This is a genomic window from Fulvivirga lutimaris, assembly GCF_009711525.1.
GTDB classification, from domain to species: domain Bacteria; phylum Bacteroidota; class Bacteroidia; order Cytophagales; family Cyclobacteriaceae; genus Fulvivirga; species Fulvivirga lutimaris.
The window spans coordinates 37,133-58,478 of the sequence record NZ_SMLV01000436.1 but is presented as its reverse complement, the minus strand read 5'-3'; the positions used below and the strand labels follow the sequence as shown (position 1 = coordinate 58,478).

The window sequence follows — 21,346 nt, the reverse complement described above, 5'->3', positions numbered from 1 at the left end:
TTCCGTTTATCAAATTGTATTTATACCATAGCTTATTAAATCATAAATTAACGAATAGTTAAAGACATAATTAACGCTACCTTGTTAAAGGATTAAAATATTTAAATCATCAGAATTATGAAGTTACTTTCAACCCTAAGTGCCGTTTTAATTTCTTTCTCTCTATCTGCCCAGACGGCCGATTCAGGAGACCAAAAGTATTATGATATTATTAATGCTGTTTCGGCAGACCGCATTCAAAAAGACATTGAAAAGCTGGTTTCTTTTGGCACCCGACACACGCTGTCTGACACCGTTTCTCAAACGCGAGGAATTGGCGCTGCCAGAAGGTGGATAAAGTCAGAGTTCAATAAAATTTCAAAAGATTGTAACAAGTGTCTTGAGGTGAGCTATTTGAGAAATATTGTAAAAGGCGATCCTAAAACCAGAATCCAGAAGGATGCTGAAATAGTGAGTGTGATGGCGGTTAAAAAAGGGAAAAAGTACCCAAATAGATATATCATCATGTCAGGGGATATTGATAGTCGTGTGAGCGATCCTTTAAATTCAACATCGGACTCTCCCGGAGCTAATGACAATGCTTCAGGAATGGCAGGTGCAATAGAAGCGGCAAGGGTGCTTTCTAAGTATGACTTTGAGTCTAGTATCATTTTCGTAGGACTTGCTGGAGAGGAGCAGGGACTGTATGGCGGTAAGTATATGGCTGAAGTGGCGAAAGAAAAAGGCTGGGAGATTATTGGGGTGTTGAACAACGATATGATTGGCAATATTGAAGGGGTTAATGGTGTGATTGACAATAGAAGCTTTAGAATATTTTCTGAGCCTACACCGGTTACAGAAACTGAGCAGGAGCGTGGCCGCAGAAGATTTTATGGTGGAGAAGTAGATGGTATTTCCAGGCAATTGGCGCGCTATGTCCATAAAATGACTTCTAAATACATGCCTGAAATGAACCCAACTATGATTTACAGGCTGGACAGATTTGGAAGAGGTGGTCACCACAGACCATTTAATGATGCCGGTTTTGCAGGCATCAGAATTATGGAAACTAATGAAAACTACAACCGCCAGCACCAGGATATAAGAGAAGAAGGAGGAATAAAATATGGTGATGTGATATCAGGCGTAAACTTTGACTATGCCGCCAAACTAACTGCGGTTAATGCCATTAACCTTGCCGGATTGGCATGGGCACCACCAGCACCTGCTAAAGTAGAGATTGCCGGAGTAGTGGCACCATCTACTTCATTAAAGTGGACTACTGTAGAGGATGATAACCTTGCTGGGTACAGAATTTACTGGAGAGACACCACCGAGCCGCAATGGCAATACTCAAGGTTTGTGGGTAAGGTCAATGAGTTTTTATTAGAGGGCATTGTGATTGACAACTACCTGTTTGGAGTAGCGGCAGTAGCTAAAGATGGCACTGAAAGCCAAGTGGTATTTCCTTCTGGCGTGTATAGGAGGGAGTAATAAGTGCTTTATCAATAAATTGGGATTCGGACATCAGCAATTGTTGATATCCGGGCGTTGTGCGCAGACCTCTTTTGAAAACAAAAATTCAATTTGAAATGAAGAAGATCACTTTAATATTGGTTATTGTCCTTTGGTCATGCCATCTGTTTGGACAGGAAATTGAAGCCAGTGGAGTAACACTGGGACATATTGGATTATCAGTCAAAGATGTTAATAAGGCATCTGACTTTTACGAACAATTGTTTGGTCTTGAAAGAATTCCTGATGCTAATAGAAGGGAAGGGGTAATATGGCTTTCATTGAGTGAAGGTAAAGAATTACATCTACAAACAGTTGATAAAGAAAATACGCTAACACATATGGCCACGCACTTTGCTTTGTTCGTACCTGATTTTGATTCATTTCTCAAAAATGTAGACAAACTAGAACTTAAACTATACAGCTATCCATCAGCTCAATCAGGTAGTGTTATCGTTAGGCCTGGAGGAATTAGAAAAGTATATATTAAGGATCTTGATGAGAACTGGATAGAAGTTATAAGCTCCAAATAGGCCAGTGCATATACGGACCCTAACTAGTCCTCGTTTGTACCTAGATTCCGTATGTCTAGGATATATAAAGCCCTAACTAGTCCTCGTTTGTAACGAGGATTTATGAAATAAGCATTTCTAATTCGATAAATAAGAAAAATGAATCAATAGATTAGTGTCAGGCGATAGATACAAAATACAGGATCAGCAGGCATGTTATTTCATAACCATGACGGTCGTGTATTGGATTGATGTATTTAGCCGAAGGGATTACAAAGATGTTATAGTTGAATCGCTAAATTATTGCATAGCAAATAAAGGATTGAACTTATATGCCTGGGTTATCATGTCCAACCATATTCATATAGTAGGCAAGGTGGATACGGAATTGGGGATGTCTGGTTTCTTGAGGGATTTCAAAAAATTTACATCAAAAAAGATTGTGGAATTAATTCAGGAAATTCCTGAGAGTAGAAGGGATTGGCTTTTAGATAAATTCTCCTTTGAGGCAAGAAGAACGGGTCGAGCGGAAAATTATAAATTATGGAAGGACGACAACCATGCTATTGACATGAGTACAATAGATATGATGAATAAAATTGACTATATACATGATAATCCGGTGCGAGCAGGATTAGTACATGAGCCTGATCAATATGTTTATAGTAGTGCCACCGATTATGCTGGAGGGAAGGGTATGGTTAATGTCACGGTTGTATGATTTGCGTTGAAAACGCAAATTCCAAGCGTCCTCGTTTCAAACGAGGACGAGATAAGTTAACCAACATTCAAATAATAGCATAGCAGCACAAAAAAATACCCCCGAATGCGTATTTATTGGTTATTTAAAGATATTTTCGTTAGAAACTCCGCTAGCGCTCGTTTTAAACGAGTGCCTATCGTTTTATAGTCACGCGATACAATCGCGCGGCAGCATATCATTCTCTGTTCAGCCAATAATCAGACAAATTATGAAATTGAAAACAATTAAAATCATTATGCTCATCCTTGTGACAGGATGCTCCTCTCCTCAAACGTTTGACGTTCTTATCAAAAACGGTCAGATCGTTGATGGTTCTGGCAACGCTTCTTATGTAGGTGATGTTGGTATTATTGCCGACACGATAGCAGCCATAGGAGACCTGCAGGGGGCAAAAGGCGAATTGGAAATTGATGCTTCAGGTTTGGTGGTTGCCCCTGGTTTTATAAATATGCTAAGTTGGGCAGTGAATTCTTTGATTGAAGATGGTAAATCTCAAAGTGATATAAGACAAGGTGTGACGTTGGAAGTATTTGGAGAAGGTTGGTCTATGGGTCCTTTGAATGAGAAAATGAAAAAGGAAGAATTGGAGAGTCAGGGTGATATCAAATTCGATATTGAGTGGACTTCCTTAAGTGAATATCTTGACTTCATAGTTAAAAAAGGCATATCACCCAATGTAGCTTCTTTTGTAGGTGCCACAACGCTTAGAATACATACTGTCGGATATGAAGATAGAGCTCCTACATTTGAAGAGCTTGACTCTATGAAATCTATGGTTCGACATGCCATGCAAGAAGGTGCATTGGGTATCGGGTCTTCGTTGATCTATGCACCTGCATTTTACTCTAGTACAGAAGAATTGATTGAATTATGTAGAGTGGCTTCTGAATATGACGGCATGTATATATCGCATATGAGAAGTGAAGGGGGTAAAATCTTAGAAAGCTTGGATGAATTAATAAGAATAGCTCATGAGGCTGATATAAGAGCAGAGGTTTATCACCTCAAGCTAAGTGGTGAGGAAAATTGGAATAAGTACGATGATGTAATAGCAAAAATTGATTCGGCTCGAGAGGCGGGATTACAGATCACAACCGATATGTACAATTACATTGCAGGTGCTACGGGATTAGATGCTGCAATGCCACCATGGGTGCAGGAAGGTGGTTATGATAAATGGGCCGAACGGTTGCAAGACCCTGAAATTAGAGCTAAAGTACTAAAGGAAATGACAACTCCATCTGAAGAATGGGAAAACCTGATGCAGATGACTGGCTCTGCCGATAAAGTTTTATTAATAGGTTTTAAAAATGACAGTTTAAAATACTTGACGGGAAAAACACTTGCTGAAGTGGCCAAAATGCGAAACCAATCTCCCGAAGAAACCGCAATGGATCTTGTGATTCAAGATGGTAGCAGAGTAGGAACGGTGTATTTCTTGATGTCAGAAGAAAATGTGAAGAAGCAAATAGCTTTACCTTACATGAGCTTTGGGTCAGATGCTGAATCTTCAGCCCCTGAAGGTGTTTTCCTTAAATCGAGTACACACCCTCGCGCATATGGTAATTTTTCCAGGTTACTAGGCAAATACGTTCGAGACGAAAATGTGATTTCGCTGGAAGAAGCTATATATAAACTAACTACTTTACCCGCCACCAATTTGAAAATCAAAAAACGAGGAGCACTAAAAACAGGGTATTATGCTGATATAGTACTCTTTGATCCCAACCAAATCCAAGACCACGCGACATTTGAAGATCCCATGCAATATTCAACAGGTATGAGCCATGTTTTTGTTAATGGAGTCCAGGTAATCAAGGAAGGAGAACATACAGGAGCATTAGCAGGGAAAGTTGTAAGAGGTCCAGGGTGGAAAAATGCCCATAGCATAAATTAAACCTAACTAGTCCTCGTTTGTAACGAGGACGAGATAAGTTACCAACAATCAATTAATAGCTTAGCAGGATAAAAAAATACCCCTGAATGCGTATTTATTGATTAATTAAAGATATTTTCGTTAGAATCTTAGCTAATTATCGCAGTTAATCTAATCTATCATAAATCACCCCTTATATCAATTCCAACATGAGTACTGTCAAATATTTTATTTCAACTATCGCTCTATCTTTTATTATTTCATTTCTGATTGTAGGATGTTCTGAAAAAAAGAACGAAGCCCCTGCAGCAGAGAAATCATCAAATATGGTCAATCCTGAAGAGTGGCGTGCCATTAAACCGCTGCCATTAGATCCTGCTATTGAAGCTCAGATAGATGAAATATTACCGAAGCTGACCCTAGAGCAAAAAGTAGGGCAGGTAATTCAGGCAGACAGTGAATCTATCACTCCTGAGGAGGTAAAAAAATATCGTATAGGCTCTGTGCTGAGTGGAGGAAATTCAGCACCCGGGCCTTTGTCTTATTCAGACACCAAGTCGTGGTTGGAGATGGCTGATAAATACTACAATGCATCCATCGATGATGAAGGAGTAGAAGTAGCCATTCCTAGTATATGGGGGATAGACGCAGTACATGGTCATGCCAATCTTAAAGGAGCCATCATTTTTCCACATAATGTAGGTCTTGGTGCTATGAACAACCCTGATTTAATAGAGCAGATTGCAGCAGTAACTGCCCATGAACTTACAGTGTCTGGTCATGATTGGACCTTTGCACCTACCTTGGCATTACCTCAAGATACTCGCTGGGGCAGAAGTTATGAAGGGTTTTCTGAAGATACCACAATAGTGAAAGCATATGCGCCTCGTGTTGTTTATGGGCTGCAAGGTCATTTAGGAGAAGCTGATTTTATGGGTGATGGTCGCGTGATATCCAGTGCCAAACACTTTCTTGCAGATGGAGCGACAGAAAAGGGTGTTGATCAGGGAGATGCACTTATTAGCGAGGCTGAATTGCGCAATATACATGCTGCAGGTTACTACGGTGCCATACCTGCAGGTGTTCAAACGGTGATGGCGTCTTTTTCTAGTTGGCAAGGAAGAAAACTACACGGTGACAAAGAACTTTTAACGGATGTGTTAAAGGGGCGACTTGGTTTTAATGGTTTCGTGGTAGGTGATTGGAATGGTCATGGTCAGGTTGAAGGTTGTACAAACACGGACTGCCCGCAGGCAATTAATGCCGGGTTGGATATGTATATGGCGCCAGATAGCTGGAGGGGATTGTATGAAAGCACATTAAAACATGTAAAGAGCGGAACGATTCCTATGGCCCGTCTGGATGATGCCGTACGCAGGATTCTGCGGGTAAAATTAGCATCAGGTATATTTACTAAAGGTGCTCCAAGCACCCGTAAAAACGCTGGAGATGAAAGTCAGTTAGGTCTTCCTAAAAATAGGGCCATTGCACGCCAGGCTGTTCGTGAGTCTTTGGTACTGGTCAAAAATAATAATGGTGTTTTGCCTATTGATCCCTCAAAAACCATTTTGGTAGTAGGTGATGGTGCCGAAAGCATCTCAAAAGCTTGTGGTGGGTGGACACTTTCATGGCAAGGTACAGGTCACACCAATGATGAATTTCCTAATGGTATGTCAATACTAGACGGTATAAAAGAAGCGGTAGATGCAGCAGGTGGCAAGGTAATTTACTCAGCTAATGCCGATGCAAATGTAGCAGCAGATGTTGTGATAGCGGTCTATGGGGAGGATCCATACGCTGAATTTCAGGGCGATCGTGAAAATCTTGACTTTGTTCCTAATGGTTTTGATGTTAACACCCTCGCAGCTTTTAAAGAGAAAGGTATTCCTGTAGTGTCAGTTTTTCTATCAGGTCGTCCATTGTGGACCAATCCAGAAATAAACAATTCTGAAGCATTTATTGCTGCATGGTTGCCTGGCAGTGAAGGAGGCGGTATATCAGACATGTTATTTCAACGTGATCCGTCTTATGATTTTAAAGGTCGACTATCATTCTCATGGCCATCTACGGCTGTAGCATCTGCTGATGCTGAACCTTTGTTTAAACTGGGTTATGGTCTTTCCTATAAAGATCAATCAACTATTGATCCTCTTTCAGAAGACTCAGGTATAGACAATAGTGCGGCAGTATCTACAGGGGAATTTTTCATTAAAGGCGCTCCTGTTGCACCTTGGGAAATATGGTTGAGATCAGGTGATTTGAACAAGCAAATAGCAAGCTTTCCATCATCAGTGGGAGGGTTGATTGTTAGCAAAACAGATCATCAGGCGCAGGAAGATGCATTAAGATTAAAATGGACTAAAGCAGATCAGAACCAATTGCAAATCAGTGCATCTTCAACCAGCGATATGGCCCGACAAGCCAATGGCGCCATGGAATTGGCGTTCTTTGCAAAATCATTTGCTGCTAATTCAGTGGTTCAAATTGGTGTGTGTAATCCTGATACTGATTGCAACCTCACCCTTGATATTAATATAGAAGCTACGGACTGGCGAGAATATAGAATAAGCCTAAGCTGCTTTGCTAATCTTGGCGTTGATATGACCAACATCAGCTCGGCATTCATGATCAAAGCAGGTGAAGGTACAGATATAGGACTTAGTAATATTCGATTAGGGTCTGACCTCGATGCTAAGCCAGGATGCGATGGTAATTAATTTGGTTACGGATATCAGCAATTGCTGATAGCTGGATGTTACATCCATTCATTACTACCATGAGATTCTTGTATTTAATATTAATCTTGGCTTCCTGCTCTAGCAAATCTGACAGCAGTAAAAACTTGAATGTCGCAATCGAAACAGTAAATATTGACTCTATCCTAATACAAGCTAACAAGTATTACGAACTAGATAAATATAAAGAAGCTAGGTTAGCATATGAGTCTATCTTAAAAGTGGATACAACTATAGGTGAGGTTTACTATAAACTTGGCTACTCAATTGGAGAACTTCAATTGGACACATTTTTCATTGAACATCCTAGCGTTAAATTTTTTGTCAAAGCGGCTGAATTGGATTACAGAACTGATGAAGCATATAGAAATGCTGCTTTATTCATACTCTATGATGACTCTACTAAATTGAAATATCTTAATAAATCACTTGAATTAAACCCTGAACAGCTAGAAATAATAAAATTCAGAGATGGATTAAAGCAATTAATGTTGAAGGACGTACAGTCGGATATTTGAAACGTGATGTAACAAAGGCCAGCAGCATATATCCCAGCTAGGCTCGTTTTTCCCGCAGGAATTCCATTGGAAAAACCAATACTGATCAACCTAAATACTCCTGCTTTCTTTTCCACTACTTGCCTGAGAAAAAATAATGTGCTAATTTCAATGCGTCATATAGACACATTAAGTATTCGAACTAACAATAATTGAATATAAACCCATGAAAAAGTATCTGGCACTTCTATTTTTATCAGTAATCATCTTTAGCCATTCTTATGGTCAGGAGGCGTTGTTTAATGCTCAGCAAATTGTCTCACCAGAGATTCATGATGACAATGCCGTAACCTTTCGTCTTTTTGCTCCAGCAGCAGATTCTGTTAAAGTAACAGGAGACTTTTTACCTACCATAAAAGTTCAGTCGCCTTTTGGAGAGGTGGATGCACCTGGCAGTGCAGCTTTGGTAAAAGATGATAAAGGTGTTTGGACCTATAAAACCGAGCCACTTAAACCTGAGTTATACAGCTATGCTTTTATAGTTGATGGGCTTAGAACCACAGACCCTAGCAACCCATTTTTAATAAGAGATGTGGCCTCAATTACCAACATCTTCATTATCGGTGGCGGCCATGCTGATCTGTATAAGGTTAATGATATTCCTCATGGTACAGTGGCTAAAACCTGGTATCAATCTCCTGGTCTTAAAATGGATAGAAGAATTACCATCTATACTCCTCCAGGCTATGAGAAGTCTAATGAAAAATATCCTGTGCTATATCTCCTTCATGGTGCTGGTGGTGATGAGGAGGCCTGGATGGACTTGGGAAGAACAGCCCAAATCATGGATAACCTGATTGCACAAGGCAAAGTGAAGCCAATGATCGTTGCCATGCCTAACGGCAATGTAACACAAGATGCTGCGCCAGGCAAAGGTTCTGATGGGTATTACAAGCCACAATTTATGGCGCCAAGAACCATGAATGGCGAATATGAAGCTAATTTTATGGACATTGTAAAATTTGTTGAAGGCAATTATCGAGTGAAAGTCGGCAAGGCCAATAGGGCGATAGCTGGTCTTTCAATGGGTGGATACCATGCTTTGCATATCTCCAGATATTACCCTAATACCTTTGATTATGTAGGGTTGTTTTCTGCAGCCATAATGCCAAGAGAAGATGCCACCGGAAAGGTTTATTCTGATTTTGACAGCACCCTGGCCAACCAAATGAAAAATGGCTATCAGCTGTACTGGATAGGCATTGGTAAAACCGATTTCTTATATAAAAACAACACGGATTTTAGAAAGAAACTTGATGACATGGGCATGAAGTACGAGTACGTGGAAACTGATGGCGGACACATCTGGAGGAATTGGAGAATCTATCTATCAGAATTTGCTCCTAAATTATTTTAATACCTCACCAATTTATGGTTCAGTATTTATTTAGTTGAAAGTGCTTTAAAATTAGGTTTAGTCTATAGATTTTTTTGGAGTATTGTGCATGGACAATACTCTAAAACAAATCCAAGCTCAAGTTTATAAGCCAATCGATTTTGAGATTTCAGATTTCACAATTGAGACTGAGAGCAAAGAATATGATGCCTGCAGATTTGTGTTAAATGGTCTTAAAATCATTAGCAGAAGCGCTAAAATCACACCTAAAAAGGGCGGTCAGTTTGTAACCTTCTGGAAAAGAAAAGGGAATGGGCCAATAGCGCCATTTCACGAAACTGACGCATTTGATTTTTATGTGGTTAACCTGCGGACTGATGATAAGCTTGGCCAATTTGTTTTTCCTAAATCAGTGCTGATCAAAAAAGGCATTATCTCGACAGACAAAAAGGAAGGCAAGAGAGCGTTCCGTGTTTATCCACCCTGGGATACTGCCAATAACAAACAAGCTGAGCGCACTCAAAAATGGCAGCTGGATTATTTTTACAAGATTGGTACAACCACTGATTTTGAAAAGGTAAAATTGTTATATAGGTATGACAACAGTTGAAGAAATTATAGACACTGTTGATCTAATTTAAATTTCTATAAATTAGTATGCGGATATCATTAATTGTTGATATCCGGTTGTTGGCAATTATGAGGAAGCAATTAGAAAAAGATCTTGAATACATGGAGGACGGTCAATTGGACCTGACTGACTTTAACACTATCGAACGCAACTTGAAATTTCATTTGAGGTTTGAACTCGGTGACCCATTTGATAACGAAACTCCCGAACGGGTTGAACAGGCTACAAACAGAGCAACTGAACTCTTTGAAAATCACATCGAAGACTCTGAACTCTATATCCTAACTTATGATTTCGGAGATGACATGTTTGCCAGAACTCCAGCATATATATACGAACTACTGAACAAATCCGAACTCAAAAAAGAGGAATTCCAAGAAAGCCTGGCAACTCGATATTTTGTTGGTGAAGAGGTCGAACGGGAGAACGGACAACTAAACATTTACCACGGGAGCAGAAGTTCATTTGATTACAAGTCCATATTTAACGGAATTGCGAATACAGAAATGGGATTCGTTCCGACAATTCATCAACTGGTTTACTTTTTCCAGCCCAATACCAATCGCTGGTTTTGGATGTATGATGATCGAGGCTGCTTAATGTTCTCGAACGAACCAACAGATTTGCTGAACAACTACCGAAAATTTGACGGTTGGATTGTAGAGGTTCAACGCCTAGAAATGGCCAAACAATTCGAATGAAACGATTGCCAACATTCTGTATAAATCATGGCTGTTCAGTTAGTAACTGTTTCTTTGGCTCTTCGTAGATAGCCCGTCAATCCGCAGGATTGACTTATTGGTCGAACTTAATTTAATAAGCCAATCCTGCGGATTGCCTCGGTAGTTAATTGAATTTTTTATACTTTTAATCAGCCACGAATTCATACAGTGGCGTTAATGAGAAGGAATGTATCAGGTCAAATTTGAATTGAAGTATGAACCTACAGACCTAAAACAAATAGCCAAATGGCCATACTGGTTTGGGATAACTCTATTATTGTTAGTTTTTCTTATTATCTCAATTAGTACATTTTTACCATTAGATTTATTAGTTGTTTATCTGTTTGAAATTATAGGTGAATTTACTCTTCATTTATTGGCCATAGGAATATTTTCGACTCTGACAGGTCATTTTCTTGACAAACTGAGTTGGAGAAGAGGGCAATTAAAGTTTGATAACGAATGCATTGACCTAGTTGGTAAGAAATCAGTTAATATACCTTTTGATACTATCTTAAGTATTTTGAGAGCTGACTCATCAAAACGTGTCATACACATTAATACAACTCATTATAATGCCAAATTTAAGTTTGAGTTGCTAAGAGACTTTAAAACGATCAAAGCACTTCTGGACCAACGGATTGCGATGAAAGTAGCAGCTTAATATTAGGTAGCAACGAATATGCCATTAAGTTATCATTAGGTATTCCAAAAATTCATCTGTGCTTTCTTGTCAATATGAATCATCTTAAAGTTGGTTTAACCTGCTTAAAATATTACTTTCAGCTTTTAGATATCTGATACTTTTTTAAGCGGTAGCACATATTCAAATCAACAGGATGAAAGAAATATTATTGGAGCATTTCGGATTTCAATCGCCAATAGTTAAAAAGCTAAATGGCTATATTAATGCTAATTATTTAGTCGAGAGTGATGGCCTTAAATACATCATCAAAACCTATGAATATGATAAAGAGCAGCATGCCATTGCCGAAGCAGAAAGTGAAACACTTATTGATCTTCACAACCCTGCTACTTCAGCATATCCAAAGCCTATAGCGTTTAAAGATGGTCAATTTGTCAAGGTCATACCCTTAGATGGTCAGCCTACTATCTGCAGGATGCTATCTTTTCTGGCAGGTGATTTTCTGGGAGAGGTACCAGCCACTGAAGAACTGGCGCAGTCCCTTGGTATTTTTCTGGCCAAGCTAGATCTAAAACTTCAAAAGTTTGATAGTTATGTCTTTAGAGCGCGTCAGTGGGAATGGGACATTCAATTCCTTCATTTTAACAAGAAATACCTGAATGATATTCCAAATGCCCATAATAGAAATATAGTCAATCACTTTATGCTTCAGTTCGAAGAGCATGTTGTCCCTAAATCACTCGAGCTCAGAAAGCAGATCATCCATAATGACCCTAACGAGTGGAACATTTTAGTAAATGAAGGGCAAGTTAATGGCATTATAGATTTTGGAGACCTTGCTCATACCTACTTAATCAATGAGCTGGCAGTGGCTATTGTTTATTTGTGTTATGATAAAACTGATCCATTGCCCTGGGCTACTACTATGCTGAAAGCCTATCATAGTGTGTTGCCATTAAAGGAAAATGAAGTGGAGGTGCTGTATTATTTGATAGCGGCAAGACTGTGCATTAGTGTTTGCAATTCAGCACATGCCCGTCAGACCGATCCTGATAATAATTATGCCACTGTTAGTGAAGATGCGGCCTGGTCGATGTTGCACAAATGGCTCAAGATTAGCCCACTGGGTGTGGAAATGACATTTAAAGAAGCATTGGGTATGCCCTTAAGCCCAATACCAACTACTGAAGATCAATTAACAAGGAGGCATCATGTATTGAGCCCGATATTGTCAACGAGCTATAAAAGGCCAATATCAATGACTCACGCTGCCTTTCAATACATGTATGATAATGAAGGGAATGCTATTTTAGATGCTTACAATAACATCCCACATGTTGGTCATTCGCACCCGAAAGTTGTGGCTGCCGGTCAGCGGCAAATGGCACTATTAAATACTAATACCCGGTATTTCTATGATCTATTGCCAACCTATGCGGAGCGGCTGTTAGCGAAGTTTCCTGACTCGCTCAGCAAAGTTTTTTTTGTAAATTCTGGTAGTGCAGCTACTGACTTGGCGATAAGATTGGCTGCCGCACATACAGGTCGTAAAAACATTATGGTGATGGAGCATGGGTATCATGGCAATACCCAGATCGGGATAGATGTAAGTGACTATAAGTTCAATAATAAAAAAGGGCAGGGCCAAAAGGAATATATCCTAAAGGCACCAATACCAGATACTTATAGGGGGCCGCACACCAATAATGATGGCAGTGCGGGTAAGGCCTATGCCAAAGAAGCCATTGAAATTATGGAAAAGTCAGGTATGCCGCTGGCTGCTTTTATCACTGAGCCAATTGTAGGTTGTGGAGGACAAGTGCCCTTGGCTAAGGGCTATTTAAAAGAAATCTATCCGGCTGTAAGAAAGCAAGGAGGCGTGTGTATTAGTGATGAGGTTCAAACTGGTTTTGGCAGGATGGGAGATCATTTCTGGGGTTATGAAGCTCAGGGTGTTGTGCCTGATATTGTAATATTGGGTAAACCAATGGCCAATGGCCACCCAATGGGTGCCGTGGTTTGTACCGATGAAATTGCTGCATCATTTGGTAAGGGAGTAGAGTTTTTCAGCTCTTTTGGGGGCAACCCTGTGTCTTGTGCTATTGGACTTTCTGTGTTGGATGTCATAGAAGAAGAGCAGCTCCAACAGATTGCAAAAGATGTAGGTGAATATTATATGTCGCTTCTTAAAGGCTTGCAGAAAAACTATCCTTGCATTGGAGATGTACGTGGTTCAGGTTTGTTTTTAGGTGTGGAAATAGTGCAAGAAGGTAGCCTTAATCCGGATACTCAGCTGGCGCATTTGATCAAAAACGAACTAAGAAACAACAATATTCTAATCAGTACAGATGGTCCGGATGACAGTGTGCTGAAGACAAAACCGCCATTATGCTTTACAAAGGAAAATGCCGAGTTAGTGGTGGAGAGTATTGAGAAGGTATTGAAAAGTAGATAAGGCTGTCTCAAAATGATTAGTATTTGCGACAGCCTTAAATTAAGTTTTATTGGCCTCCTTTTCTTTCTGGTGATCGTGGTGTTGGCCACGTTCTTTGTTCACCTGTTCTTGGGTTTATTGGCAAAACAATTTTTTCTCTAGAAGTCTTTTCAGGATCTTCACTAGCCATGTAGGCTAATACTGCTGTTAGTATTACATTATTACGCACATCATCAAAAACTATTTTATCGTAAGTGTCACGGTTGGTATGCCATGTGTAATTCCAGTAAGACCAGCTTAATGAGCTTAAGCTAAAGGCAGGTGCACCAGCAGCAAGAAAAGAAGCATAATCTGATCCGCCACCACCAGGGATTCCTGGAAATTCCGTCTCGATGTGTTTTGAAACATCACTTGGCACAGCATCCAGCCATCTGGTTAAGTATTCATAAGAGTGTAAGAATCCGCCACCGGATAACCTCACTACTCTGCCTGTACCGTTATCCTGGTTAAATAAAGCCTGAACGTTTTCTACAATTTCAGGATGGTCCTCAACAAATGCTCTTGACCCATTAAGTCCTTGCTCCTCACTACCCCAGTGCCCCGCTAAAATTGTGCGTTTTGGGTTTGGATAAAGCTTTTTAAGAATTCTCATGGCCTCCATCATCACAAGAGTACCAGTGCCGTTATCAGTAGCTCCTGTGCCACCGTCCCAAGAATCAAAATGCGCTGATAAAATCACATACTCCTCTGGTTTTTCAGTACCCTTTATTTCTGCGATCGTATTGAAAGTAGGCACATTGCCCAGCTCTTTTGATTTTGCCACTATTTTGATTTGTGGCTTATCACCATATTCTGCCATGCGGTAGATCATCCCATAATCTTCTAATGCCATACTGATGGTAGGTATTTTCTTAGTTCTGGCACTAAAGATTTTGTTTACGCCAAATCCTTTGCTCCAGTATGATGATACTAGCGCAGCAGCTCCGGCATCTTCTAGTGCCCCAATGATAGATCGCCTGTCATAACCAGTGCGATCCATATTTTCATTCCATTCTTTTTCTGCGGCATCACGTTCAGCTTTCATTTTCTCGAAAGACTCATCAGTGGCAAATTCTTCCCAGTTGTAGTCAGGGCGCCCAGTGGCTTGCTTCATTGATATCAGTACTATTTTGCCTTTTACCTTAGGTAGCCAGGCCTGGAATTCCATTGAATCTTTAACCGTTGGTAAAACAATAACCTCAGCAGTTACCCCTTTATCTGACGTGCCTGGGTTCCATGCCAATTGAGTGCCTTCTAATGTTTGCACTCTTGGGTGAATAAGGTCGATATGGGTAATGCCTCTTTCCCAACCACGCCATTCGCCCCATTGCTCATTTTTGGCTGAAATATCCCATTTGCCATATTGCACGACAGCCCAGTCATTGGCCTTATTCATTTGCGGAGTTCCTACTAACCGTGGACCAATAACATCCATAAGCTCATGAGCCAATCGTTCTAACTCAGAATTTTCATTGGCTTCTTTTACGATGTCCTTGACAATAGGGACTTCGACATTTTGGGCAAAGGCTGTATTGCCAATAAGAAGTAATCCGATACAAAGGATGGAGTAAATCTGTTTCATAATTCAAATGGGTTAGGTTAAAATCGTCTTAAATAGGCCGTTAAAGAAGGAAAAATTAACCTTTGAACTTAATCTTGAGCTAATTTTTTTCACAAGAATCCTATTAAAGGTTTACACGACAGGTTAAGTGGTTGAGAAATACAAGGTGTCATTTCCAAGGCTCGCCAAATACTCATTGGTCAGAATAGATAATTCAAGATTACATTTCATTTACAAATATAGATTATATATATTTGATCTATATTTGTAAATGAAATAATTTCAGATGAAAGGAAATCATATCGGTGAGTTGGAAGAGCTCATATTACTGACCGTTGGCATTTTGCAAACGGAGGCCTATGGTGTAGCGGTTTTGAAGGAATTGTCAGATCAAACCGGGAGATCAGTTAACATCAGTGCTATTCATGCAGTACTCAATCGACTTGAAGAAAAGGGTTTTTTAAACTCTCAAATGGGGGGTGCAACCAATGAGCGAGGTGGCAGGAGAAAAAGGGTTTACACATTGTCAGCCTCTGGCCGGTCAGTGGTGGATGAAATGAAAGCCATGAGAGATAAGCTATACAGTCAACTTCCTCCACTATCATACAATTTCTCAGTATGAAAAGTCAAAAGCCAACTTCACCGCCAAGGTGGGCCGATCGTCTACTTGAATTTTACTGCAACCCCAGACTACTGGAGCAAATCCAGGGCGATGTGCATGAATTATACTATTGGAGGCTCAGTGAAAAAGGGGAGAAGCAAGCAAAATGGGCATTTTGGTGGGACATCATTCGCTTTTTCAGATGGAGAAATATAAAAAGATCAACAACTCAACAACAACAATTTAACTCAACAGGCATGCTCAAAAATTATTTCAAAATCGGCTGGAGAAATTTACTCAAACAAAAACAGCCATCACTTATCAATATACTAGGGTTGGCAATAGCCATAGCCTGCTGTATTGTAGCTTATCTTTTTATTGAAGGCAACTGGCTAAAGGGTATGTATCATGAAAACAAAGATCATATTTATATGATCACACATACAGCTACTGAAAATGATGAGGTTACTCAATTTGGGTACCTGTCATCTCCTTTAGCAAATGTCATAAAGGAGAATTTTCCTTCTGTAAAGTATGTATCACGAATCAATAATGCGAGGGTTGTTGTCAATTGTAAGAACGAGAATTTTTCACAGTTTGTACAATATGTAGATTCTCAATACATGGATATGTTTACATATAATGTACTTTATGGCTCTGCTCAAGCACTTGATGATCCTAATCAAGTTATTGTTACTGAGTCTGTTGCTCAGAAATTCTTTCGAGATGAATTTCCTGTGGGAGAGGAAATCAGAGTGTATATAAACGGAGAGGCGAAGGCGGTCACCATAGGTGCAGTCATGGAAGACTTGTCCAATGTTGCCATGTTTAATTTCGATATACTGCTTAATAATCAATTGCTTAATTCCACTACTTCTTTAGATGAAAATTGGGAGAAGTCTTCTTGGACATTTTTGCAAATAGAAGAAGAAGGTAGTTCAGTCGAATTATTGGCTGGTTTGAAAAGGTTGGTAGATATCCATAATGAGATGGATCAAGATAATAAATACCTTGGCATTCAACTGGAACCAATGATGGGGCTCTCCAGAATGGCTGAGCAAATTGAAGGTGGGGCAGCAAACGGAGCGAATTTGGCACCACAAATTGTATTAGCCGCCATTGGCATTTTTATGCTGACTTTGGCGATTTTCAATTATATCAACATTGCCATTTTAATGGCGACTAAACGAGTTAAAGAAATAGGTGTTCGCAAGGCTATTGGAGTAAAAAGAAGTCAGCTAGTATTCCAATTTCTAACTGAAAACCTAATTACTTGTCTTATCTCAATTACCCTGGGAGTACTGATTGCCATTACGCTTTTCATTCCGTGGTTTAATGATATGGCTACTACCAATCTTAAAGTTGACCTACTTAATGACCCATATATTTATCTGTTTTTTGGTGGCCTGCTGGTTTTTATTACACTTGCTTCAGGGGCTTATCCAGCTTTTTATATTAGCTCATTTAAGCCAGTGGATATATTTTCAGGTAAGCAGCGTATGAGTAGCAAAAGTGTTTTTACCAGTGTATTACTAACTTTTCAATTTGTGTTGGCAATTATTACCATAATATCAGGAATTGCTTTTGTTCAGACCAATAATATAAATCATAATCGTGATTGGGGATATGACAACTCATCCAAAATAGTAGTGAATCTACCTAGTGATAAGGAATATAAGGAGATTAAAAACGAGTTGCTTCAGCAAAGCCAAGTACTTGGTACTGCAGGAAGTATGGACCTTGTAGGACGAAATATTTCTGAAACAACTGTTAAAATAGGTGAGGAGGAAATGGAAGTGGATTTTATACGAGCAACTGCTAATTATCCGGATATTATGGGTTTTCGACTATCTGAGGGTAGGTTATTTAATTCGGCTATGGCCACTGATATTACAAATAGTATAATAGTCAATCGCACATTTATGGACTGGTATAACCTAGAGTTTCCAGTTGAACAAACCGTTACTATTGATAGTAATGAAATGAACATTATTGGCATAGTGGAAGATTTTCATGCTGAGAATTTCGCTTTCTCAATCAACCCGGTGGTCATAAGCGCTTTGCCAGATAGTAATATGCATTATCTTACTATTAAAGTTGCAGAAGACCAGACTGAGGTCATGGCTACGTTTGTAAAAGAGTTGTGGCATGAAAAGGTGGATAATGATATTTATAATGGTATTGTTCAAGCAGAGATGTTTGATATGTACTTTTTCGAAATGAAGGGCCTCAGAAATACAATGCTTTTTACAGCTACACTGGCTGTTATACTCTCTGCCATGGGACTTTTCGGGCTTGTTTCGTTAAATATTAACAACAAAATGAAAGACTTTGGTATTAGAAAGATTCTGGGAGCTACAATGTTTCAACTTTCAAAAATCATTGTTAAAAGAATCGTTATTCTTTGGGCAATAGGCTGCCTTATTGGTGGCCTTCTAGGAAGTATGGCCATTGGAGCTTTACTAGATTCAGTTTATTCGTTTCATTCTGGAGTAGGAGCCTTGCCATTGTTCTTCGCCATATCATTTTTACTAATTGTCATTTTGCTCACCGTTAGTATGCAGCTAGTGAAAGTTAAGAATAGCAATCCAGTAGATACGCTGAGGATTGAATAGAAAATGAAGGGCACATAATTAGGATCATTTTGTATATTGGTTCTTTGATTTAAAATAGAACTAATGTCTGATCAAAAACCCAGATACCTTTCCCTGGATGTTTTTCGTGGAGCTACAGTTTGTTTGATGATCACTGTCAACAATCCTGGAGAATGGGGTATTCAGTATGGGCCATTACAACATGCACGATGGCATGGGCTGACCTTGACCGATATGGTCTTTCCTGCCTTTCTATTTGCCGTTGGTAATGCCATGGCATTCGCGATGGGAAAGTATGAGCAGCAGGGTAATACGATTTTTTGGGGAAAAATATTGAAACGAAGCTTTCTTATTTTTCTGATCGGCTACCTGCTACAATGGTTTCCTTTTTATGATTTTGGCTCAAGCTCTGTTATTCCAATTTCGGCAGTTAGAATTCCAGGTGTACTACAGCGGATTGCTTTATGTTATCTATTGGCATCTGTACTTATACATTATTGCACCAGAAAACAGGTTATTGGTACCAGCTTGTTTATATTATTGGGCTATTGGTGTATTCTATATTTTTTTGGTATGGCTCCTGATCCATTTAGCATAACAAGCTACGTTGGTAATGCCATTGACATCTCAATTTTCGGAGCAGAGCGTATCTATAATGGAGAAGGTGTTCCTTTTGATCCAGAAGGGCTGTTAAGCACATTACCTGCCGTTGTAAATGTTGTGCTTGGATATTTTACGGGAATGTACATCAGAAAACAAAACAACTCATATGAGACAATAGCCAAGCTGATGTTGGCAGGGGGAGCTATGATTTTGGTAGCTCTATTTTGGGATCTGTTCTTCCCTATTAATAAAAAGATTTGGACCAGCTCCTATACAATCATTACCTCAGGTATATGTATGTCTATTCTGGCGATGCTTATCTATCTAATAGAAATGAAGCAGATTAAACACTGGACTTATTTCTTTGAGGTTTTCGGTAAGAATCCATTATTTATTTATATTGTATCGTGGGTGCTTGCAACTTTCTATTATACCATACGAGTTGGAGATGGAAGCCTAAATGGAGCAATCATTGAAGGTCTTAAATCTTACATGACTCCGGCTAATGCCTCATTGCTTTTCGCCATTTTATTCACATTGCTTAATTGGTTTATAGGGTATGTAATGGATAAAAAGAAGATATATATTAAGGTTTAAGCCAAAAAATAAATTCAAATTAATCCAACTTCTATGTATTCTGTAGCGGAAAAATTGAAGCAATATCTCATCATATTTCTTTTCCCTATTCTAATATTTTCATGTGCTAAGCCTGAGCCTACTGATCTTACAAAGGTTAGTATGATACCTGTTCCGGTTTCCGTTTCGGCAACAGGATCTACTCATACTATTACCAATGAAACAGTCATATACATTTCAGAAAGCAATGATGAAACTAAAAATGTTTCTGCTTACCTGAGCAACTTCCTACATACTGCTACTGGGTTTGATTTTATAATAGAAGTGGTTGATACAGAACCAGCCGCAGGTATATATTTAGCGTTGATCCCTGAAAGTGTTGATAAGGCTGAGGGTTATGAATTAGAAGTAACAGAAGATATAATAAAACTTTCAGCTAGGCAGCCAGAAGGTTTGTTTAGAGGAATTCAAACTTTGAGGCAATTGTTGCCGGCTAAAATTGAGGCCCAATCCGTTCAAGATCAACAATGGACAGTGGCTACAGGAAAAATAGTTGATTATCCGGAATATGAATACCGCGGGTCAATGCTAGACGTATCAAGACACTTTTTTAGTAAGGAAGATGTCAAAAGGTATATTGATTTGATTGCTGCTTATAAGATGAACAGGCTGCATCTACATTTGGCAGATGATCAGGGGTGGAGGATAGAGATCAAATCTTGGCCAAACTTGACAGCTCATGGAGGTAAGACAGAGGTTGGTGGAGGAGATGGAGGATTTTATACTCAGGAGGATTATAAGGAGATTGTTCAATATGCAGCAGAAAGATACATCATGATAATTCCAGAGATTGACATGCCAGGTCATACCAATGCTGCATTGTCGTCTTATCCAGAATTAAACTGTTCAGGTGAAGCTCCAGAATTATATACTGGTACAGAAGTAGGCTTCAGCACACTTTGCACGGATAAGGAAATTACCTACCAGTTTGTTGATGATGTTATTGGTGAATTGGCCGTTTTGACTCCTGGCCCCTACATTCATATTGGTGGAGATGAGTCTCATGTTACACCCATGGAAGATTATATTCCATTTATCAACAGAGTACAGGAGATTGTTTTATCGCACAATAAAAGGATGATTGGCTGGGATGAGGTGGCCAATGCTGAGCTGGACAGTAGTTCGATTATTCAGTATTGGTCTGAGGCAGACAATATTATCATGGGCCTTAGTCAAGGCGCGAAGGTTATTATGTCACCTGCTTACAAGGCGTATTTAGACATGCAGTACGATTCTGCGACCAGATTGGGTCAGAATTGGGCGGCTTACATAGAAGTTGATGAAGGCTATCAATGGGATCCGGCAGAACTTAATGAGCAAATAAAAAGAGCAAATATTATAGGAGTGGAGGCTCCACTTTGGACTGAAACTATGGAAACCATTGATGATCTAGAGTATATGATGTTTCCTAGAATTATGGGTTATGCGGAGATTGGATGGTCACCCAAAGTTTTGAGAAAGTGGGATACCTATAAAGCACGGTTAGCTGCGCAGGCTGAAAGATTGAAATTAATGCAAGTGGATTATTACGCGTCTAAAAAAGTGCAGTGGGTTACTGAATAAAAGTTATTGATATATAAGTACATAGCTTAGCATAATTAAATTT

Annotated in this window: 16 protein-coding genes; 15 read left to right on the top strand and 1 reads right to left on the bottom strand. The window is 39.4% G+C overall.

The annotated features are described in order from the left end of the window. Nucleotides 1-117: 117 nt before the first annotated feature. The 11 genes from E1140_RS20895 (at nucleotide 118) to E1140_RS20845 (ending at nucleotide 13,727) form a co-directional block, all read left to right on the top strand. Nucleotides 118-1,473, top strand: a complete 1,356-nt coding sequence (locus tag E1140_RS20895) for a M28 family peptidase (protein WP_155188698.1) — start codon at nucleotides 118-120, stop codon at nucleotides 1,471-1,473. Nucleotides 1,474-1,571: 98 nt separating this feature from the next. After that, nucleotides 1,572-2,027, top strand: a complete 456-nt coding sequence (locus E1140_RS20890) for a VOC family protein (RefSeq protein WP_155188697.1) — start codon at nucleotides 1,572-1,574, stop codon at nucleotides 2,025-2,027. Nucleotides 2,028-2,181: 154 nt separating this feature from the next. After that, nucleotides 2,182-2,727 (top strand): REP-associated tyrosine transposase, encoded by a 546-nt coding sequence (locus tag E1140_RS20885; RefSeq protein WP_221412742.1) that lies wholly within the window; start codon nucleotides 2,182-2,184, stop codon nucleotides 2,725-2,727. A gap of 250 nt (nucleotides 2,728-2,977) precedes the next feature. After that, on the top strand, nucleotides 2,978-4,666 hold the full coding sequence (locus E1140_RS20880) for an N-acyl-D-amino-acid deacylase family protein (protein ID WP_155188695.1): 1,689 nt from the start codon (nucleotides 2,978-2,980) through the stop codon (nucleotides 4,664-4,666). 188 nt (nucleotides 4,667-4,854) lie between these two features. Beyond that, nucleotides 4,855-7,362: a glycoside hydrolase family 3 protein gene (locus E1140_RS20875; RefSeq protein WP_155188693.1), complete on the top strand. Its 2,508-nt coding sequence runs from the start codon at nucleotides 4,855-4,857 to the stop codon at nucleotides 7,360-7,362. Nucleotides 7,363-7,487: 125 nt separating this feature from the next. Then, nucleotides 7,488-7,898 carry a hypothetical protein gene (locus E1140_RS20870; protein ID WP_155188691.1) on the top strand — a complete coding sequence of 137 codons (411 nt, stop codon included), beginning with the start codon at nucleotides 7,488-7,490 and terminating at the stop codon, nucleotides 7,896-7,898. A gap of 205 nt (nucleotides 7,899-8,103) precedes the next feature. Further along, nucleotides 8,104-9,294, top strand: coding sequence for an esterase (locus tag E1140_RS20865; protein ID WP_155188689.1), 1,191 nt, complete (start codon nucleotides 8,104-8,106; stop codon nucleotides 9,292-9,294). 88 nt (nucleotides 9,295-9,382) lie between these two features. Beyond that, the gene (locus E1140_RS20860; RefSeq protein WP_155188687.1) at nucleotides 9,383-9,883 is read left to right on the top strand and encodes a MepB family protein; all 501 of its coding nucleotides are present in this window, start codon (nucleotides 9,383-9,385) and stop codon (nucleotides 9,881-9,883) included. A 47-nt stretch (nucleotides 9,884-9,930) separates the two neighbouring features. Beyond that, nucleotides 9,931-10,605: a DUF3885 domain-containing protein gene (locus E1140_RS20855; RefSeq protein WP_155188685.1), complete on the top strand. Its 675-nt coding sequence runs from the start codon at nucleotides 9,931-9,933 to the stop codon at nucleotides 10,603-10,605. A gap of 208 nt (nucleotides 10,606-10,813) precedes the next feature. Further along, entirely contained in the window at nucleotides 10,814-11,290 is a 477-nt protein-coding gene (locus E1140_RS20850; RefSeq protein ID WP_155188683.1) for a hypothetical protein, read from the top strand. 175 nt (nucleotides 11,291-11,465) lie between these two features. Continuing rightward, the gene (locus E1140_RS20845) at nucleotides 11,466-13,727 is read left to right on the top strand and encodes an aminotransferase class III-fold pyridoxal phosphate-dependent enzyme (protein ID WP_155188681.1); all 2,262 of its coding nucleotides are present in this window, start codon (nucleotides 11,466-11,468) and stop codon (nucleotides 13,725-13,727) included. Nucleotides 13,728-13,773: 46 nt separating this feature from the next. Here E1140_RS20845 and E1140_RS20840 read toward each other — a convergent pair whose 3' ends face one another. Beyond that, a complete protein-coding gene (locus E1140_RS20840) occupies nucleotides 13,774-15,327 on the bottom strand; it encodes a M20/M25/M40 family metallo-hydrolase (protein ID WP_155188679.1) in 1,554 nt (517 codons plus the stop codon). A gap of 265 nt (nucleotides 15,328-15,592) precedes the next feature. Here E1140_RS20840 and E1140_RS20835 point away from each other — a divergent pair, with 265 nt between their 5' ends. From E1140_RS20835 to E1140_RS20820, 4 genes are all read left to right on the top strand, one after another. Next, a complete protein-coding gene (locus E1140_RS20835; protein WP_155188677.1) occupies nucleotides 15,593-15,928 on the top strand; it encodes a PadR family transcriptional regulator in 336 nt (111 codons plus the stop codon). Beyond that, complete coding sequence (locus E1140_RS20830; RefSeq protein WP_155188675.1) at nucleotides 15,925-18,522, top strand: ABC transporter permease; 2,598 nt, start codon at nucleotides 15,925-15,927, stop codon at nucleotides 18,520-18,522. Before E1140_RS20835 ends, E1140_RS20830 begins: the two co-directional genes overlap by 4 nt. 63 nt (nucleotides 18,523-18,585) lie before the next feature. Continuing rightward, complete coding sequence (locus tag E1140_RS20825) at nucleotides 18,586-19,701, top strand: acyltransferase family protein (protein ID WP_155188673.1); 1,116 nt, start codon at nucleotides 18,586-18,588, stop codon at nucleotides 19,699-19,701. Nucleotides 19,702-19,734: 33 nt separating this feature from the next. Then, nucleotides 19,735-21,303: a beta-N-acetylhexosaminidase gene (locus E1140_RS20820; RefSeq protein WP_155188670.1), complete on the top strand. Its 1,569-nt coding sequence runs from the start codon at nucleotides 19,735-19,737 to the stop codon at nucleotides 21,301-21,303. Nucleotides 21,304-21,346 lie beyond the last annotated feature (43 nt).

Coding starts and splice junctions, on each gene's coding strand:
- E1140_RS20825 (WP_155188673.1), top strand. CDS start 18,586: ATGTCTGATCAAAAACCCAGATACCTTTCCCTGGATGTTTTTCGTGGA.
- E1140_RS20895 (WP_155188698.1), top strand. CDS start 118: ATGAAGTTACTTTCAACCCTAAGTGCCGTTTTAATTTCTTTCTCTCTA.
- E1140_RS20865 (WP_155188689.1), top strand. CDS start 8,104: ATGAAAAAGTATCTGGCACTTCTATTTTTATCAGTAATCATCTTTAGC.
- E1140_RS20880 (WP_155188695.1), top strand. CDS start 2,978: ATGAAATTGAAAACAATTAAAATCATTATGCTCATCCTTGTGACAGGA.
- E1140_RS20890 (WP_155188697.1), top strand. CDS start 1,572: ATGAAGAAGATCACTTTAATATTGGTTATTGTCCTTTGGTCATGCCAT.
- E1140_RS20830 (WP_155188675.1), top strand. CDS start 15,925: ATGAAAAGTCAAAAGCCAACTTCACCGCCAAGGTGGGCCGATCGTCTA.
- E1140_RS20820 (WP_155188670.1), top strand. CDS start 19,735: ATGTATTCTGTAGCGGAAAAATTGAAGCAATATCTCATCATATTTCTT.
- E1140_RS20840 (WP_155188679.1), bottom strand. CDS start 15,327: ATGAAACAGATTTACTCCATCCTTTGTATCGGATTACTTCTTATTGGC.
- E1140_RS20850 (WP_155188683.1), top strand. CDS start 10,814: ATGTATCAGGTCAAATTTGAATTGAAGTATGAACCTACAGACCTAAAA.
- E1140_RS20875 (WP_155188693.1), top strand. CDS start 4,855: ATGAGTACTGTCAAATATTTTATTTCAACTATCGCTCTATCTTTTATT.
- E1140_RS20835 (WP_155188677.1), top strand. CDS start 15,593: ATGAAAGGAAATCATATCGGTGAGTTGGAAGAGCTCATATTACTGACC.
- E1140_RS20855 (WP_155188685.1), top strand. CDS start 9,931: ATGCGGATATCATTAATTGTTGATATCCGGTTGTTGGCAATTATGAGG.
- E1140_RS20860 (WP_155188687.1), top strand. CDS start 9,383: ATGGACAATACTCTAAAACAAATCCAAGCTCAAGTTTATAAGCCAATC.
- E1140_RS20845 (WP_155188681.1), top strand. CDS start 11,466: ATGAAAGAAATATTATTGGAGCATTTCGGATTTCAATCGCCAATAGTT.